The sequence below is a fragment of the Psychrobacter sp. D2 genome (genome assembly GCF_013608135.1).
Taxonomy (GTDB): domain Bacteria; phylum Pseudomonadota; class Gammaproteobacteria; order Pseudomonadales; family Moraxellaceae; genus Psychrobacter; species Psychrobacter cryohalolentis.
In genome coordinates this window covers 23,144-42,143 of sequence record NZ_JACDXZ010000011.1, presented here as the reverse complement: position 1 = coordinate 42,143, position 19,000 = coordinate 23,144, and the positions used below count along the sequence as shown (strand labels likewise).

The 19,000-nt window shown below is 43.2% G+C and carries 13 protein-coding genes and 1 tRNA gene; 2 read left to right on the top strand and 12 right to left on the bottom strand.

The window, feature by feature from the left end; translation table 11 throughout:
- Positions 1-11: 11 nt before the first annotated feature.
- From cas8c to H0262_RS12265, 6 genes are all read right to left on the bottom strand, one after another.
- Positions 12-2,150, bottom strand: coding sequence for a type I-C CRISPR-associated protein Cas8c/Csd1 (gene cas8c, locus H0262_RS12290; RefSeq protein WP_181210932.1), 2,139 nt, complete (start codon positions 2,148-2,150; stop codon positions 12-14).
- Positions 2,147-2,881, bottom strand: coding sequence for a type I-C CRISPR-associated protein Cas5c (gene cas5c, locus H0262_RS12285; protein WP_181210931.1), 735 nt, complete (start codon positions 2,879-2,881; stop codon positions 2,147-2,149). The genes cas8c and cas5c overlap by 4 nt, the downstream gene beginning before the upstream one ends.
- Before the next feature lie 65 nt (positions 2,882-2,946).
- Complete coding sequence (locus tag H0262_RS12280; RefSeq protein WP_181210930.1) at positions 2,947-3,219, bottom strand: hypothetical protein; 273 nt, start codon at positions 3,217-3,219, stop codon at positions 2,947-2,949.
- Positions 3,220-3,455: 236 nt separating this feature from the next.
- A complete protein-coding gene (cas3, locus tag H0262_RS12275) occupies positions 3,456-6,092 on the bottom strand; it encodes a CRISPR-associated helicase Cas3' (protein ID WP_259275467.1) in 2,637 nt (878 codons plus the stop codon).
- A 259-nt stretch (positions 6,093-6,351) separates the two neighbouring features.
- On the bottom strand, positions 6,352-6,492 hold the full coding sequence (locus H0262_RS13200) for a hypothetical protein (protein WP_227673070.1): 141 nt from the start codon (positions 6,490-6,492) through the stop codon (positions 6,352-6,354).
- A gap of 24 nt (positions 6,493-6,516) precedes the next feature.
- Positions 6,517-7,476, bottom strand: coding sequence for a tyrosine-type recombinase/integrase (locus H0262_RS12265; RefSeq protein ID WP_310502994.1), 960 nt, complete (start codon positions 7,474-7,476; stop codon positions 6,517-6,519).
- On the opposite strand from H0262_RS12265, the gene H0262_RS12260 reads away from it, so the two are divergent.
- Positions 7,462-7,689 carry a helix-turn-helix transcriptional regulator gene (locus tag H0262_RS12260; protein WP_181210928.1) on the top strand — a complete coding sequence of 76 codons (228 nt, stop codon included), beginning with the start codon at positions 7,462-7,464 and terminating at the stop codon, positions 7,687-7,689. The genes H0262_RS12265 and H0262_RS12260 overlap by 15 nt on opposite strands.
- Positions 7,690-7,907: 218 nt before the next feature.
- On the opposite strand, the gene H0262_RS12255 is transcribed toward H0262_RS12260, so the two are convergent.
- A tRNA-Val gene (locus tag H0262_RS12255) sits at positions 7,908-7,984 on the bottom strand.
- A gap of 295 nt (positions 7,985-8,279) precedes the next feature.
- Between H0262_RS12255 and H0262_RS12250 the strand changes: the two genes are divergently transcribed.
- Positions 8,280-9,272 carry a glutathione S-transferase family protein gene (locus tag H0262_RS12250; RefSeq protein ID WP_181210927.1) on the top strand — a complete coding sequence of 331 codons (993 nt, stop codon included), beginning with the start codon at positions 8,280-8,282 and terminating at the stop codon, positions 9,270-9,272.
- A gap of 241 nt (positions 9,273-9,513) precedes the next feature.
- Here H0262_RS12250 and hemB read toward each other — a convergent pair whose 3' ends face one another.
- From hemB to H0262_RS12225, 5 genes are all read right to left on the bottom strand, one after another.
- Positions 9,514-10,521: a porphobilinogen synthase gene (gene hemB, locus H0262_RS12245; RefSeq protein ID WP_181210926.1), complete on the bottom strand. Its 1,008-nt coding sequence runs from the start codon at positions 10,519-10,521 to the stop codon at positions 9,514-9,516.
- Between the two features lie 255 nt (positions 10,522-10,776).
- Complete coding sequence (locus H0262_RS12240; protein WP_181210925.1) at positions 10,777-12,591, bottom strand: efflux transporter outer membrane subunit; 1,815 nt, start codon at positions 12,589-12,591, stop codon at positions 10,777-10,779.
- Positions 12,588-15,824 (bottom strand): efflux RND transporter permease subunit, encoded by a 3,237-nt coding sequence (locus H0262_RS12235; protein WP_181210924.1) that lies wholly within the window; start codon positions 15,822-15,824, stop codon positions 12,588-12,590. The genes H0262_RS12240 and H0262_RS12235 overlap by 4 nt, the downstream gene beginning before the upstream one ends.
- Before the next feature lie 35 nt (positions 15,825-15,859).
- Positions 15,860-17,206 carry an efflux RND transporter periplasmic adaptor subunit gene (locus tag H0262_RS12230; protein WP_181210923.1) on the bottom strand — a complete coding sequence of 449 codons (1,347 nt, stop codon included), beginning with the start codon at positions 17,204-17,206 and terminating at the stop codon, positions 15,860-15,862.
- A 543-nt stretch (positions 17,207-17,749) separates the two neighbouring features.
- Entirely contained in the window at positions 17,750-18,679 is a 930-nt protein-coding gene (locus tag H0262_RS12225; RefSeq protein ID WP_220432435.1) for a polyprenyl synthetase family protein, read from the bottom strand.
- Between the last annotated feature and the right edge of the window lie 321 nt (positions 18,680-19,000).

Genomic DNA, 19,000 nt, shown 5'->3' with positions numbered 1-19,000 from the left:
AAAAGTTTAGATTAAGCCGTTGCATCAGTGTTTTCTAAATATTTTTCGTCTTGACGATTCTTTTTTGCTTGCTGCTTATCCAGTTTTATTTGCATTTTTTGGCTGTGATAACCCAGTAAAAACTCACCTGACAAGGCGGCATCATTGGTAAAGTCTTCAACATTAAATAAGCTCATGATTTGGTCAATCAAGTCTTGTTTATTAGCCAGATAACCGCCACGATTGGACTTTAAGCGGTTCTCATAAGGCTTGAGTGCCAGCTCGATATTGCGCCATGTGGTAAAGGGGCGATTGGCAAATTGCTGCATGTAACGCTGCGCGGTGGTATTGCGTTTTTCGCCTGCTATAAATAACGCTAGGCTCTCGATATCTTCAGCAACGGCCAATAGGCGACCATATAAATAATCACGGCTGGTATAATCGGTTTGTAATGCCACGGTATAGCTCCTTTTTTTAGATTCTGATTGACGCAAATAATAGCCACGGTATAAGGCACAGGCGACGCCAATAGCTTGCTCCCATTCCCATTTCTCTAATGCCAGCGGATTGCAAGCGCGTTTGATGGACAAATCGACCAATTGCCAAGGAAACTGCCTTGCCGCTCCCTCAACGATACAAGGCAGTACTTGCGAGACGACCTGTTTTTTTAGCGCATCAGACAGACGCGCGCCATAAGCCACTTGGGCAATTTGCTTGGGCGTTGGTGCTTTGAGCGTTAATTTACGCTCACCACTGTCAGGATCGGCATAAGTGAAATACCACGCAAATTGCTGATGCCAAGATTCTAGCGCGTCAATATAATCGTTTGGCATACTCTCGTGATAATAAGTGACCGCCATGCGTCCAGGGGTCGCCGCCTCCAAAGTTATGATAGAAATCTGGTCATGCGCGGCAAGCTTTTGCCGGTAACCTTGCATGGTGTTGTTTAAATGGGTAGCAAATAAATGACCTAGATTGTTACTGTGCTTAAAGGGTAAAGGCGCTTTTTCATCTGTGACAGCGCTCTCTTGCTCGCTGTCTTCATCATCTTCACTGTCCATATTTTCAAATTCGTCAGCATCGGGCGCTTCAAAATGTATCTGCTCACTTTGTTCAGCGTTTTCGACCACATCAAAAACCGTGCTCTTATCCAAGGGTTCTGTTGGCTGTAGCGTGTTTGTGCCAGAGATTGCCCAAGCGACGACCGCTTGTCCTGCCTCCTCGCGCCCTTGACGTGTCAGTAACCAAGAGAGCGCGGCATGGGCTTTTTCGGTGACCACGGCACTGATATTCGCGCCTTGTAAGCCTTGCGCTTTGATAGAAGCTTTATTGTCCGTAAAGCGTCCTAAAAAGGTAAAGCTGTCCATATCATTGGCGGAGATGAGCTTGGCATTGGTCGCACTTCGCAAAATACGATTGGGATGTTTGCTGGCAAGCGGTCGGTTTTGACCGGTGATATAACAAAAGCCATCTGTGCTATCAAGGGTGGCATAAAACTGCTGCCATGACTCAAATAAGCTGTCATCTTTCCACGTTTCAGCTTGGCTTGATTTGGCTTGACTGCCCAATTCGCTATTGATGACTTGCCACGCAACAAACGCCGCGCCTTGGTCAAATACGCCCTTATTCTTATTCAATGAGGATAAAATACTGTCTGGATAGTCGCCAGCTTGCGCAGGATACGCCAGCTTTTCATTGTCATCTGGATCTGCAATCAACACTTTAGCGTTAAGTAAATCTTTGACCAGCGTACCTTTTTGGACATAATTTAGCACCGCTTGTGCCTTTGGATGGGTATAGTTTGACTCACACCAAGTAGAAAGCACTTCTTCGTATAGAGGATACAAATCAACTTTACTACCATCACTATAATTATGGAAATCTTTAGCCACATATTGCAATTTGTCTGATAACGGATGGGCGACTGCGCCCGAAGTGCGGTTAGCAGAATCGTTAGTCGCAGGAATGGCAAGGTATTTGGATTTGACTTTGCCGCTATCCTCTCGGCAGATTTCTGCTCTAACAAAGTCGCCTTTATTATTGATGGTGGCGATGATTTGTATGTTTTGATTGACGTGGTAATAAGGCATCAAAGCATGATCTTGCGCTTGAATCTCTTCATTTTGGCTAGCCAGCTCATACGTTTGATATAACCGCTGTAACCAACTCATAGCGTCGCCTCCGTTTGGCTGACTGACTCAATATTGTCATCAAGCGTAAAACTTTTGGCTGTCATTGCGCGCACAAAGCGATTGGGCATACCATTATTGCTATCGGCAGCTAAATCGTCCGTCGGCTTGGGAAACTCCACAACGCCATGCTCCATCACTGCCCGAAAAAATCGACTGTGTAGCTCGTCTACGCCAGTTTCATCAGGATAGGCAAAGCTATGAAACATCAGCCCATAACTTAGCTCCGGCGTATCATCATAAGCACCTTTACCATTACCAAATTCGCAAGGTTCAATATAGCCTTGGCACTCTCTAGCACCTAAAAATATATCTTGGCGACCGCCTTTATCCACCATACGCTGAGCGATGCTATAGTGCTTGCCATCAATACGATCAGCGGCAAGTTCTGGGCGGTGCATATTCCATTCAAAATGTGCTTGCACTTGATAAGCGACATCATGCAAGTAAGTGTAATAAGCCAAATCATTTTCATCTTTGTGAAACTTGATGGGCTTCATGCCTTTGGTTTGGGTGCGAATGGGATTTATCACCCGTACTTTATCGACATACCAGATGATGGAGGGTTTCCAATAAATGCTTTTGCAGACCCCTTTTAGCGCTTCATACGTTGGCAGATGATAGCTGGTTTTTTCACCGCCAATACGAGTGATGGGATCGGTAAATAGAGCATGTCGTCCGGTGAGTAGAAATTCGATTTTATTTTCTTTCATATCATGTCAGTTCCTTTTAATGAATAATGCAAGCCTCCAAAACGAAGCTTGCATTACTAGTATTTCTAATATGTTAGATTAGCATCTAACCAGTCGATTACCTTTTTTGAGCCAAAACCAGAATAAGGTTTTTTCAATGAAATTATCCAAATGTGGTCATTAGAATCTAATAAACTTTCAAATTGTGAGTACACTTGATTTGGTGCTAAGGAAGTTGAGACTGCGTAACTTGACTCTGAAAGCCTAGCCCATCCATTAAAAGTCTTTATTTTGTCAAGAATCTTATCATGCTCTTGACCAGGTGCATTTAAGTCGTAAGTGATCAGTAGGGCTGCCATAATCGTTTTCCTTTTGATAGTAAGCTAACAGAATCTTAGAGAATAAAAAACTTCGTAAAAGAAAATATGTATATATAGAAAATTACCTTCAAAACGATAATAGCGTATAATGGATCACTTCATCAAGCTATTTTTATTTAAAATCTTGATGTGGATTGAAACGTAAAGGAAAATATGAGTATATTTGCTCGGCAATGACTGTCTTACCACGGTCATTGCCATTTTCATATCAACTGCTACATCCCAAAATCCACAAAATTAAGCTTGCCTGTTCCTGCGATATCTATCCCCATATGCTCATCATAAAACTGCTCATTTAACGTCAAAATACCGGTGTCTCTGACCATAGCAATGGCCTTATCATCTTGTAGTTTTTGCAGCATCCAAGGGAACACATTGACACTATATTGCTGAGCTTTATGGACTAGTTTATAAAATTCACCATCGCTGACGAGTGTACCGTGCAAGTCATTAATCAGCTCAACACCTGCTTTATGATAAGGAACGATGATCGCTTGCGTTGGCGCATCAATCGCCTTAAATGCGCGTCCTGCATCCATAAAAGACTGCCAAAGTTTTGGATATTGACCGTTTTTGAGCCTATTTGGATTTTCATTATTGACGACAGGGTTCGTAGTGTTGTTACTTAACCAACCATATACGGTCTCAGCACCAGAGGACTTGCCACTTTGATTTTTAATCGGATAAGCCATCTCTTTTGTCGCATGTTCTGTGGTATAAAATACATTAAAAAACTCAGTCATGATGTCGGGGTCGAGTAGGTGCTTGCCCTCATTTTCAGGCAGTCTTAAACTGTGAAGAATATCAGACGTTTTATTTCTACCCAGCTCGATAGTTGGCAATTTGCTTAGGTTTTCTTTATCAGGACGGACGATGAATACTTGTCCCCTTAAAGAAGCTCCTGTCTCATTACCCATCTCGCCATGACGGTTACAGCGTCCAGCGGCTTGCGCGATACTGTCAAGACCTGCTAAAAATCGAATCACGGACTTAAACGAGACATCCACGCCAGCTTCTATCAATTGCGTTGAGATGACCAAGGTCGGCAGACCTTGGTCTAGCCGACTTCTAATCTTAGCCAATAGGTCTTTACGGTGGCGCGCGCATTGTCCCGTACTCAGATGGAACAGCTCATCTTCAGCTATAGAGGTCGATAGCGACTGATACAGCTGAGTTGCCCACGCTTTGGTATTTACAATCACTAATGTGCTGGCATACTCCTGAAAATTGTCTTCAATATAAGCCGTTAAACGGTTTAAGTCTTTAGGCGCTGATGTGTGGTCGTGAATGTCCACGCGCTTTAGAGTGTCAAATAAGGTGGCTAACTGTTCACGATCGCCGATAATCTCTGTTGAGGGATTAAGGCTGCCATTATGCGCGATGGGTAGATTATTTAGCACTGGTTGCGTCGCTGTACACAGTACCGCTGTTGAGCTGGCATGACGGGTCAAAAAGTTAATGGCATTACAAAACAGATAATAGCAGCTGATAGGTAGGGTTTGGATTTCATCAAAGATAAGTACCGCGCGGCTTAACTGATGTAAGCGCCTGACACCTTTAGTGCCGCCGCCAAAGCCGCTTTCTAAAAACTGTACCATGGTGGTAAATACAATTGGCGCATTCCAATTGTCCATAATCAGCTTACTTTGCCATGTCTGCACATCAGGCTCTAGGTTTGAGTGTTGCTCTAATACCCAGTCACCCACATAGCTGCCATCAGCTTGCTTTTCCTCTAAAACTTTGCGAACTTCAGCGGCGTTTTGCTCAATAATGCTGGTAAAGGGGATAATATAGATGATACGTTCAAGGTTGTGTTTTTTGGCATTTTGGAGCGCAAAGCGTAGGCTGGCAAGTGTTTTGCCGCCGCCCGTTGGCACGGTTAAAGTATAGATACCTTGCTCTTTTTGACCGCTAGCATAACAAGTATCCGCAATATGGGTGCGCTGCTCATTAATGGGGTTATGAGGACTGTTTTTTGCTTGAGTGGCAAAACCCTCGTATAGCGCTTCCACTTTATCTATGGCGATTTGCCAATTTAGACGCTGATAGTCTAATAAATGCGCTTGGTCTGGATGTTCAAAAGCGATGCTGTTACTGCGATCTGCATCAATCAGACAGCTAAACAGCAGCCGCGCATAGAAGCCAATATAAAAGTCTTTTTGCTTATCAGTTGACTCATCTTTCAAGATACTTTCAATCGCCTTACAAAATTCACCAAGCGCTTGATTATTAACTTTGGCATTTAGGTGAGCAAATAACTGATTATAGCGGGCATTGGTGAGAGACTCTTGATAATGAGATTTGCCCTCGTTTTTTTCCTTACGGTTTTTAAGGTATTCATTGCCTTCTTTATCAATGACATTGACCATGCCGCTATGATGGGAGGCGACACAAATGAATAAAATATCGGCAAGCAGTTGCCCTTGACCGATGGTTATTTTTTCTTGAGTAGTATTATCGATTCGGCTGGTTGATAAGCCTTTGAGTTGTTTATATAAATAAATTGCGCCAGCGGTAGAATGGTCTACCGAACCTTTTGTAGGTTTATTTTGTAGTTCTAAAGCGTCAAAATCATCGTCTACTGTTTTACAACCAGTTTTTAATCTGTCATGCGCAGCACACAGCTTAATATATTCCTGAAATTCTTGACTGTATTTGCCCAAATCATGTACCAGTCCAATCAACTCACCCGCTAATGGCAAACCAATCTTAGTTGCCAAGTTTTTGGCTATCTGTGCTGTGCCGGTTAAATGGTCATAAAGTGGCTGCTCGCAACCGTCGCTGGCACGAACATGCGCGATAAAAGTATTACCAGCAACTATCGAACAATTCTGCTCATTATCATTATTCATATTCAATTATTAATCCAAACAAATGTCTTTTAGACTCTACCTGAGTTTATCCTTTCTCGCAATAAGGATTTTTACAAAGACGACAACTAATGACGCATAAGAAAACCCCAAACAGCTCCTTGCCATTTGATGTAAAAATACACAGCCAGTTAATAGGTGACGAGTATCAGTTCATTAATAATCCTGATAGTCTACTCTTAAGCTCATTACGCATATCATCTATCAAATAGTCAGGTGTTTTATCCAGCTGCCGCTGTACTTAGACCCTCAAAGCGCGATGCTTATCAAAGCAGACATCCACTTCCAAAAAACGCGCCAATCCTGATCCACTTAGGATATGCATGTCACGAATCAATCGATTAGCGATAACATTGGCATCTTGGCTTAATTGACCGCGCATGCAGTTTATCGTAATCAATGATTTTCACTGTGACGTCTCCTTGCTAGTAGAGACTGGTGCAGTCTGACTGCGAATAACCAAAGCCTCAAAAGCGCTGCCATCTTGACGGGTCATATTCGGCACATAGCGACTGTAGGTATTAAACAGCATCTTAGTGGTAGAGTGTCCCATTTGACTGGCTATCCATTCAGGACTCTCACCTGCTGCTAACCATAGCGTCGCTGCCGTATGCCTTGTCTGATAAGCGTTGCGTGTCTTGAGTCCTAAAAGCCTAAGCGTGGGATGCCATACTTGTTTATTGATATTGTTATAATGAAGCGGCGAACCAGTATGGGCACAAAACACATACTCTGAGCGCTTATAAGTGATGGCTTGCTGATCTTTTAAAGCATCAAAAACCCAAGGTGACATTTGAATCGCTCGATAAGACTCTTGCGTCTTAGGGGGAACCATTTTGCCTTTAACCAGCGCCTGCTTGATCACTATTTCGCGACGATTAAAGTCAATATTCTCCCATGTTAATCCATCAATCTCACTCGTACGCATACCAGTAAAAAAGCGCACCAAGTAATAATTACGATAGTCTTCCCTAACGCCATTGATGAATTTCCAGACTTCCTCCAGTGTAAATGGCTGAATATCAGTTTTAGGCTCTTTGAGCGACTTAATGTCATCATAAGGGTTATCAAACTTGTAGCGTTTAGCGTCTTCTTTTAGTATCATACCTAAAGGTACCATTATCGAATTGATGCGTGCTGCTGACAGATGTTTGTTAGCTTTTCCGTACGTTACTTTGGCGAGCGATGAACGGAAGGCTAATACATCTGTCTTTTTTATTAGATGAATGGGTCTAGTCCCAAACTCAGGCAATAAATACATATCAATGATCTCCTGTATTTTACGTTTGTAGGTATCGCGCCACTCAATTTCTTTTTCAGAAAACCAGAGTGTGGCAAACTGCTCAAAAGGATGATAGTTAATCACCTTCCTACTTTGTTAGCTGAAAGAAGGCTAAAAGTAGCGGATGCCGTACGAGCGACAGGAGTGAGTAAAACGACATTACATAAGATTTATAATGACCAATCGTCAAGAATTGATTTCGATACTATAGACAAGCTTTGCGAGTATTTAGAAGTAGGAGTAGGAGATCTTTTTGAATATGTAACAGAGGTTGAGCCAGAGGATATAAAAAAATAGACGTTAATCTAAAATTCAGAGTAGAGGTCAAAAAGAGGGTTTTTAGTTTAGATATTTTTGAAGGCTGGTCACCATTTGGTCACCGTCGCTTTTTTGAGCAATTTTATAGAGCTTAAATACTTGTGATTATAGAGCGATACCAATAAGGATTTTCCCCTACAGCCCATATTTTACAGGCAAAAAAAAGCCCCAGTCGTTAAACTGGGGCTTTCTAAATTTGGTAGGCATAAGCAGACTCGAACTGCTGACCTCTACCATGTCAAGGTAGCGCTCTAACCAACTGAGCTATACGCCTATTTAGGTTGAGTATTCTATCAAGTTCCTACTATTTTGCAAGCCTTTTTTATAATAAAACTGCCTTATTATTGTGATCTTGCGATTTAGCTTTGTATCGACACTCAAATAAGGATTTTTATGTAGTTTTAATTGCTATAATAGAATGATGATTTAGTTTTTATTGTCAATAACGATGAGTCGCTTGGTACTGGGCAATCTAGTAACACTATTGCAGATAATAGAAAACAACGCTGATGATAATCGAATAGTATTCAATAAAGTTAAGTTAACAGTGAAAGGGTTAGGAGCACCGTATGGGTTTATTGGTCGATGGGTACTGGCAGGATAAATGGTATGATACAGCATCTAGCGGTGGACGCTTTGAGCGAGAAGATGCAGGCTTTAGAAATTGGGTAACGTTAGATGGTAGTATTGGTCCATCGGGTCAAGGTGGCTTTCAAGCCGAAGCCAACCGTTATCATTTATATGTCTCTTTGGCATGTCCATGGGCAAATCGCACCACGATTTACCGCAGACTCAAAGGTATAGAAGATATTATTTCGATGTCTGTGGTTCATCCTTTTATGGGCGATAAAGGTTGGACGTTTGCAGAGGGTGTAGGTGTTGTCGCTGACCCTATTATCAATGCAAGTTATTTATATGAAGTTTATCTCGCGGCAAAGCCAAATTATACGGGACGGGTGACAGTACCGGTATTATGGGATAAAAAGACCAATACCATCGTCAGCAATGAATCCGCTGAGATTATTCGTATGTTTAACTCAGCTTTTGATGGCGTTGGGGCAGTAGCTGGCGATTTTTTACCATCCGATGCAATAGTAGACATTGATGAGATAAATACGTTTGTTTATGATGCTATCAATAATGGCGTCTATAAAGCTGGTTTTGCGAGCACGCAAGCTGCTTATACAGAAGCGGTCGTTGCGCTATTCGCTGCGCTAGATACGTTAGAGGTGGATTTGGCAGACCAACGTTACTTAATAGGTAATACAATAACTGAGGCGGATTGGCGCTTATTCACGACCTTAGTGCGTTTTGATGCCGTTTATGTTGGACATTTTAAATGTAATATTCGCCGCATCGTTGATTATCCCAATCTTTGGGGCTATCTGCGTGATTTGTATCAAGTATCGGGTATTAAAGACACCGTGAATATGGAACATATCAAAGCACATTATTACACCAGCCACGCAACGATTAATCCAACTGGAGTGATACCGGCTGGTCCTATTATTGACTTTGATAAGCCGCATGGGCGGGCACATTTATCGAGTGCTATTTTATAAAATGCTGTTTGAGTTTTTGTGATAAAGAAATAAAAAACCGTACCCGCTGCTATAAAGTCGTGGGTACGGTTTTTTTAGTCTAGTCGGTCCTAAATAAAAGAAATACAAATATAATAAGGTACTACTGGGGTTAATTTTTCTTGCTTGCTGTGCCTACGCAGACAGAGGCTGTGAATAATTAGACCCAGTAGTTCTGTACCCTTTTAAAAGTGGATTAACTATATATAAAAATATGCTGAAATTAAGCGTTATTCAGCTGTCTTGCCGCTTCTAATGCAAAATAGGTCAAGATACCATCGGCACCTGCACGGCGGAAGCCAATGAGTGATTCTAAAATCACCGCATCCGTGAGCCAGCCGTTTTGAATCGCTGCCATATGCATGGCATATTCACCAGAGACTTGGTATGCAAACGTTGGTACACCAAAGGTGTTTTTGACTTCACGGATTAAATCCAAATATGGCTGACCCGGTTTAATCATCACCATATCCGCGCCTTCATTAATGTCCATGGCAACTTCGTGTAGCGCTTCAGCACGATTACCAAAGTCCATCTGATACTGCTTCTTATGCCCACCTTTTAAATTGCCCGCACTACCGACCGCATCACGGAATGGACCGTAATAAGCAGAAGCGTATTTTGCTGAATACGCCATGATAGCGGTATTCACAAAACCTTCAGCTTCAAAAGCATCACGCATGGCTTTGATACGACCATCCATCATATCGCTAGGAGAGATGATGTCGGCACCGGCGCGGGCATGAACCAATGCCTGCTTGACCAACACCTCAACCGTTGCATCGTTTACGACATAGCCTGATTCATCCAGCAAGCCATCTTGACCGTGTGAAGTATAAGGGTCCAATGCCACATCGGTCATGACGACCATCTCTGGCACAGCATCTTTGACCGCTTTTACCGCACGTGCAGTGAGAGCGTTTTCATCATAAGCAGAGCTACCCTCAGGGGTTTTTAGTGAGTTATCAATTACTGGGAAGATATCGATGGTCGTGACGCCTTCACTTAACAAGTCCTTGGCGTGCTTAATGAGCAGGTCTATCGACAAGCGCTCAACCCCCGGCATACTAGCGATTTGTTGACGCTCATTAGTACCTTCTAATACAAAAACGGGCGCGATAAAGTGCTTGGGATGCAGCTCAACTTCACGGATCATCGCCCGTATATTGTCGTTATAACGCAAACGACGTAGGCGAGTTTCAGGGAATTGGCGATTAAAAGTATAAGTCATATTGTTTCCTTATCTGAATGGCAATCACGGTTATTTTTTTAATTACTGAGATTTTTAATGAGGTTTCTACTAAGGTTTTTAAAAAATTACGTCACACAATGTCGATACTATACCCAATACCAGCTATGAAAAGCAAAAGCACTATCAAAAGCAAAAAGCCCTACCGACTTACTATAATGAGTCGGTAGGGCTGATTGTAGTTATCGACTATCAACGCGATAAAAGTACGTCACGCGTTTAGGGCTTTATAAAGATTTACGGCTCAATAATCTGCGTGACTGGTACTTGCTCGACACTGTTCTCTTTAAGCATAGTCTCTTCGGTGATTACACCGATAGCAGCATCAGTCTTGCCATCATTATTGATATCGACCACAGCAGTTGGCTTAAAGGTTGATTTTTCTATTGGCTCTGCTTGTTTAATTGCCAGTGCTTCTTGTGCCGAGACCACACGCGCAGAGCTTGCCGCATCGATAGCATCAGTAGCTTTTGCCTTGTTACTATTGGCAGCTGCATTGACTACTTGTACCAGATTTCTATGTTGCGGTACAGGAATCACGGTAGGTACATCTAGATTGGCACCACCACCCAATACTTGATAAAGCTCGATTTGGCTGATGATTTTCTGCAGCTCTAAATCCAAAATGCCTTGCTGTGTTGAAAATAACGAACGCTGCGCATCAAGAACGTCTAAATAGTTTGAGATACCTGCTTTAAATCGCGCATCAGCAATCTGATACGTTTGCTCAAAGTTGTCTTGCAAACGATACTGCGCCTCTAACTGCTCGCCCAAAGTTGCACGGGTAGCTAAGACATCCGACACTTCACGGAAAGCGGTTTGAATTGAGCGCTCATAGCCTGCAAGGGTCTGCTTACGCTCGATTTGTGCCACATCATAATTGGCATCTAAACGACCAGCATCAAAGATAGGAACACTAATACTTGGACCGAATGACCAGCCGACAGAACCACTTTTAAACAAGTCATTTAAACTGCCGCTGCTTAAACCAACATTACTGGCTAAGCTGATAGAAGGGTAGTAAGACGCACGCGCCACTTCGATATTCGCACCAGCTGCTTTTAGATTATATTCTGCTTGCAACACATCAGGACGATAGCGTAGCAGCTCACTTGGCAAGCCAGCACTAAATACTTGCTGGCTTGTGATGTTACTGACCGCAGGCGTTGGAATCAGATTAGTTGGAATCGGTCCACCCACCAAAAACTGCAATGCATTACGTGATTTTAAAATACTGCTTTGGGCACGTAACACCGCCAATTTAGCACTTTCAAGTGAGGCACTAGATTGTAAAGAGGGCAGTTTAGGATCAATACCGGCTTCAAAGCGTTTATCAGCGATAAATAGCGATTTCTCACGGCTCTCGACTGTCGCCTCTGCCAATTGCAGCTGCGCCAAGCTATAGCTCAAATTGGCATAGCTTTGAGCAATGTTACTAATCAGACTGATCTGGGTCGCGTCTTTCGCCGCTGTCGTTGATAAAAAGTTCTGCAACGCTTGATCTTTTAAGCTGGCAATTTTACCCCAAAAGTCGAGCTCATAATTGGCAAGACCAAGGTTCACGCTATAAGCACCGCTAGAGTTTCTATCACGGTTATTTTGTGCTGAGCGAGTATAGCCACCACTGCCATCAATGCGAGGTAGATCATTAATATCAGTAATTTGATATTGTGCACGGGCTTTTTCAATCGCTAAACGAGCACTTTCAAAGTCTTTATTGTTTTGAAGACCTAGAGCAATCAGACCCTTTAACCGCTCGTCGCTGTAAAAGTTCTGCCAGCGTTGACTAGCAAGACTGGCTTGCTCAGCGCTACTAACGGTCTCTTTATCAAACGCACCATAGGTTTGTTCGATAGGAATATTTGGCACCGCAAGCACAGGACGCGTATCGGCCTTTGGAATGGTATTACAAGCCGCCATGCTGAATGCCAAAGCCGTTAAGCCAAGCAAACGGCCACTGCTTTTGCGTAAGCGTGATAGCGTTGGTTGGGCGTTGGTAGCAGAAAATGCCACCGTCGCTGAGTTAAAGGTCGTTATTTTTTGAACACTCATTGTGTATTATCTCCAAGGCTTACAGGCTGATAATTCTCAGAAGGCATCGGCTCTATTGGCTCAGGTGCGCTGCCATTGCTATCATTATCTCTATCGTTTGGCTTGTTGTTCTCATATTTGTGCGGGAACATACTACGTACCCAGATATAGAACATGGGAATAAAGAAGATACCTAGTAATGTTGCAGTGACAACACCACCGACCACACTGGTACCAATGGCATTTTGACTACCAGAACCAGCACCTGTGGCGATGAATAATGGCACAACACCGAGACCAAAGGCAAGCGAGGTCATAATAATAGGGCGCAAACGCTGACGCGCGGCGGTCATGACAGCTTCTTTTAAGGTATAGCCTTCCTGTTGATGGTCCCTCGCAAACTCGATAATCAAGATAGCGTTTTTGGCGGATAGCCCAACTACCGTGAGTAGACCGACTTGTAAGTAAACATCATTGGATAAACCACGGATCCAAGTAAATAGAACCGCCCCTAATACCCCAAGCGGGATCACTAACAGTACTGAGAATGGAATTGACCAGCTTTCATACAAGGCAGCAAGACATAAGAATACCACTAAGATTGAGATAGCATATAGCATCGGCGCTTGAGCACCTGACTTTTGCTCTTCTAATGATAAACCTGTCCATTCGTAACTGATGCCGTCTGGCAGCTGTTCAACCATCGCTTCCATGGCATCCATTGCCTCACCAGTACTAAGACCAGGGGCTGCGCTACCTTGGATATTCATTGACGCCAAACTGTTATAGCGCGTGAGACCCGGTGAACCGGTTTCCCATTTACTACTAGAGAAAGCATCAAATGAGATCATCTCGTTGCTGTCATTACGGACATACCATTTACCGATATCATCAGGATTGGTACGGCTACTAGGCTCACCTTGCACAAACACGCGCTTAACACGACCACGGTCAACGAAGTCGTTGATATAACTCGAACCCCATGCGGTTGAAATCACACTATTGATATTTGCCATGGACAAACCATAAGCGGCGGCTTGTTCTTGGTTGATATCAATTTTAAGCTGCGGCGCATCTTCTTGTCCGTTTGGACGTACACCAGCTACTTTATCGTTTTGCGCGGCCATGCCAAGGAGCATATTGCGCGCCTCTAACAAACCTTCGTGCCCGACGCTACCTGAATCTTGGAGCATCAAGTCAAAGCCACTAGAATTACCAAGCCCACTAATCGCTGGGGGGATGATATTAAAAACAGTTGCTTCGTTGATTTGGGTAAAGAAATAACCTTGTGCACGATCAGAAACTGCTCGCGCAGTATTTTCTTCACCCTTACGATCTGCCCAGTCATTCAATTTAACGAAGGCAATACCAACGTTTTGTCCTTGTCCAACAAAACTAAAGCCCGCAATAGTAAACGCTGACGCCACATTATCTGGCTCTTGACCACTATAGTAAGCGCTGACTTTATCGAGTACCGCTTGCGTCTCATTTAGTGTCGAACCAGCAGGCAGCTGTACGGCGGTAAACATGATGCCCTGATCTTCTTCTGGTAAAAACGAGCCAGGAATACGCAAGAACACCACTGCCATAATACCGATAATGGCAGCATAGACAATCAGATATAACCATTTAAAACGGAAACTTTTACCGACAAATTTTTCATAAGATTGACTTGTTTTAGTAAAAGAGCGGTTAAACCAACCAAAGAAGCCTTTTTGATTTTCGCTATTGCCTTTTTCATGACTTTTACTACGTTTCAGTAACGTCACACAAAGGGCAGGGGTAAAGATAAGTGCAACCAGTGCCGACAGTACCATACTGGTAATCAAGGTAATGGCGAACTGACGATAAATGACACCCGTTGAGCCACCGAAGAATGCCATCGGAACGAATACCGCTGATAAGATAAGCGCGATACCGACAACAATTTTACTAATCTCACCCATTGATTGTATCGTAGCGTCTTTAATAGAAATATGGGGGTCTTCTTCCAGTAACCGCTCGACGTTTTCTACCACGACAATCGCATCATCGACCAATAGACCGATGGACAGTACCATAGCAAACATGGTTAAGACGTTAATACTAAACCCTGCAATATACAGTACTGCAAACGTACCTAGTAGTACCACAGGTACGGCAAGAGTTGGAATAATAGTCGCGCGCCAGTTCTGTAAGAAAAGGAACATGACGATAAATACTAATACGATCGCTTCGATTAAGGTCTTGACCACTTGTTCGATAGACAAACGTACAAATGGGGTCGTGTCGTAAGGAATAACTGATTTTAGACCGATAGGGAAGTTTGCTTCTAGTTCAGCAACTCGATTACCGACCAATTCGCGCGTTTCAAGCGCGTTCGCACCACTTGCGAGTGATACGGCAAGACCTGCGGCTTGTTGGCCATTAAATAACGCAATAGTACTATAATCTTCACTACCAATTTCAACCTTTGCAACATCGCCTAAGCGTACTTGAGCCCCTGATGTATCGGTTTTTAGTAGAATATTCTTAAACTCGTCAGGTGTTTTTAGATAGCTCTGTACAGTGACGGTTGCATTAATAACTTGCTCATCGACGTCAGCAGGCGCTTGACCTAATTGACCGGCTGATACTTGCGCGTTTTGCGCTCGTACCGCATTGACGATATCAGATGGCACCAAACTATAGCCACGTAAGCGTTCAGGATCTAGCCAGATACGCATAGCGTAAGAGGCACCAAACGCTTGAACTTGTCCAACGCCTTCAACACGGCTGAGCTGATCCACGACATTAGAGTTGATGTAATCGCCGATATCAGCAGGATCCATACTACCGTCTTCAGAGACAAAGCCAAACACGGCTAAGAACCCTTCAGAGGCTTTATTAACGTTGACGCCTTGACGCTGTACTTGCTCAGGCAGTGAGCTCATCGCAGCCTGTAATTTGTTCTGTACCTGAACCTGTGCGGTATCAGAATCTGTACCGTTCTCAAAGAACAGCTGTACAGAGGCACTGCCGTTTGATGAACTTGATGACTTCATATACATCAAGCCATCGAGGCCTTTCATGCGCTGCTCAATAATCTGTACCACTGAGTTTTCAACGGTTTCAGCGTTCGCACCAGGGTAGCTGGCACTGACTGTGACGGTTGGTGGCGCAATCGCCGGATACTGCTCAATCGGCAAGTTGATAACCGATATTATCCCGATAAGCATGACTAAAATAGCCATCACCCATGCAAAAATAGGGCGATCAATAAAAAAACGTGACATAGTAAATCCCTAAGTCTTCCTAGCTTTGAATGGAATTATTTGGCAGCTGATTGTGCAGCTTGCTGCGGTGTTTTGGCAGCAGCCTCTTTTGCAGCAGGCGCAGGGTTTGGATTTTCTAATGGCTTCGCAATAACCTCTTGTTCAGGCTTCACTTTTGCGCCACCAATAATCACTACTTTATCGCCAGCTTGAAGACCGTCAGTGACTACCCATTGTCCTTGATAAGTACCATTAATCGTAACCGGACGAACTTGGATCTTGTTGTTTTCATCAACGATATAAACTTGCGTCTCGCTTTTGGTCGAGCGCATCACGGCGCTTTGAGGAACAAGTGCTGCATTGGTGATCACGCTTTGAGTCAAGCGGGCGCTGACATACATACCGGGTAATAGGATATTGCTGTTATTTGGGAAGACTGCACGTAATGTCACAGCCCCTGTTGATTCATCGACTTTCGCTTCTGACAATGCCAACTCGCCACGTACAGGATAGGTTGAACCATCTTCTAACACCAATTCAACTGAGTTCATACCAGTTTTTGCTTTGCCTGCAGAGATCTGCTGACGCAATTTAAGCAGTTCAGAAGATGATTGACTGATATCGACATAGATAGGATCTAGGCGTGAGATAGTTACTAAAGGAGTAGGTTGACCTGAGCTAACCAATGTACCGGCAGTGACGCTAGAGCGATCTGTACGACCTGAGATAGGCGCACGTACGATGGTACGATTGAGATCTAAAGTGCTCGCTTGCAAGCCAGCCTTCGCCGTTTGGATACCTGCTTTTGCGCTTTCAATACCGGCTTGGGATTGACCGATAGCAGCATTGGCGCTTTGGACAGCTGCTTGTGCAGTACGCACAGCGGTTTGTGCTTGATCGTATTGCTGCTTTGAGATGGCATCAATAGCCACCAAACCTTGCAGACGTTGCAAATCATTTTGTGCTTGTGATAATGACGCTTGACGGCTGGCCAAATCCGCTTTTGCATTGGCATTATTAGCCAATGCCGTCTGATAGTTGGCTTCTGCTTGGGCTATTGCCGCCTGACCACTGGTAATAGACGTCGCATAGTTATCCGTATTGATGCGATATAAAGGTTGACCTTTTTTGACGTTGCTGCCCTCACGGAACAACACTTCGTCGATAATGCCGTTTACCTGTGGGCGGACGTCAGCGGTTTGATAAGCCGCTGTACGTCCAGCAAAAGTCTGTACTTGTGGTACGGTATCAAAAGTAACAGTCTGAACGTTGACGACGGAGGGCGGCATTTGTTGCTGTGCCGCCGCCGCGTCGCCAGCGGCATCCTCTTTTTTGTCACAGCCAACCAGTACAGCTCCAGATAGTACAGTTGCTATTACAAGCGCAAGATAAGAGTGCTTCATCAATGTCCTCGGCAATATAAATATCATATAATAAATAGTGACAGTATAAAAAGTTTATGGATACATCTTAACGTAGAAAATATAAAAAACTAATAGGCATTTATCGTTATCACAGTACATCGAATGATCAATAACCGGATAAGTAAATTTAATAAGAGATTATAAACTATAGGGTATACCCCACAGTCAAGGCGAAAAAAACCGTTTCTGGCGGCTATCATTGCCGTTTATGATAATAAAAGATTAGAACCTATTGAAAACACAAGCATTACGCTAAAAATGAAGGGCAAAATTTACATTGTCTAGTCAGTGATAACATTGTTAAATTTTGTTTATTTAAAAAATATAGAAGTGCATTATTAATAAAGGGAGACACATAAGAAGCAATATTTAGTCTGTTCAGAAAAACAGTGCTATAGCAATAATTAAGTAAAAATTTAGCAATAAAAACATTTAACTGCTTATATCAATATAAGCAGTATTGATTTGATCTTATCAATGTAGTAGCAATATAAATAATAACTAAGCGTTGTTATTTGATAATTATAATAAGCGAGCGCTGGCAAGTTCAGTCAACTGGTATAGGCCCTGACGATAGCGATTATCCGGCAAACTGCTGAGTGCTTGTTGGGCAAGCTTGGTTTCTTCTAAAGCCCGCTGTTTACAATAATCTAGTGAGCCTGAATGGCGTACTAAGGCGATTAACTGTTCTGCATTGGGTGTTTTGCCCGTTTGGACGGCGATACGCAGCTGCTCATAGCCTTCTTTGTTGCTGTCTTTGAGTAGTTCGAGTGCTTTAATAGTAGGTAGAGTAGGTTTGCCTTCAGCTAGATCGTCGCCGAGATTTTTACCCATCAGCGCACTATCACCACTGTAATCAAGCACGTCATCGACAATTTGAAAAGCATTGCCAAAGTGCTGGCCAAAATCAGCCAATGCTTGCAAATGCTGCATTTGACCTTGCAAAATCGCAGCGCCTTGAGTTGCCATCATAAATAATCGTGAAGTCTTACCATCGATGATACTGAGGTAATCTTGCTCAGTTGCTTCAGGATTATGCTGATGCTGCAGTTGTAATACTTCACCTTCAGCAATATCACAAGTACCGTCTGAAAACACTTGCAATAGTGGCAAGCTTTGAAAGCCCACTAACAAATTAAAAGCGCGAGCAATTAGATAGTCACCGACCAAGACAGCTGTCGCATTATCCCAAGTGGCGTTTGCAGTAGGCTTACCACGGCGCTGTCCTGACTCATCTATCACATCATCATGTACCAAGGTTGCCGTATGCAGCATCTCAGTAATCGCTGCCAAATGCATGGCTTGCTTCGATGGCTCATCATTAAGCATTCGCGCGCATAACAAGGTAATTAATGGGCGCATACGTTTGCCGCCTGCATTAATCACGTGCTGTGAGACATTCATCACTAGCTTAACTTTGGAATTAAGGCTGCCAAATACTTGTTGGTCCATAATATCGAAATCATCAGCCACAATACTCTGGATATCAGCATAGGTTGGTGTAGACGATAGATTGACTAATGGCGCGGTAGACGATTGCGCAGCGGTTTTAGATAAAGGAGTACAAGTCATAATAGATAATCATACCAATAAAAATAAAGAATATTTTAATAGCGATACTTTTAATAGTGATACTTAGCAAAGCCAGCGTTTTATGCATGATAGCATAGCTGTCTAGTGATATTGTTGATTTAAGTATAGCAAAATGCGATACGGCGCTTGAGGTTCAGGCGAATATTACAGCGTTTATTATGGTGAAAATCAGCAAATCAC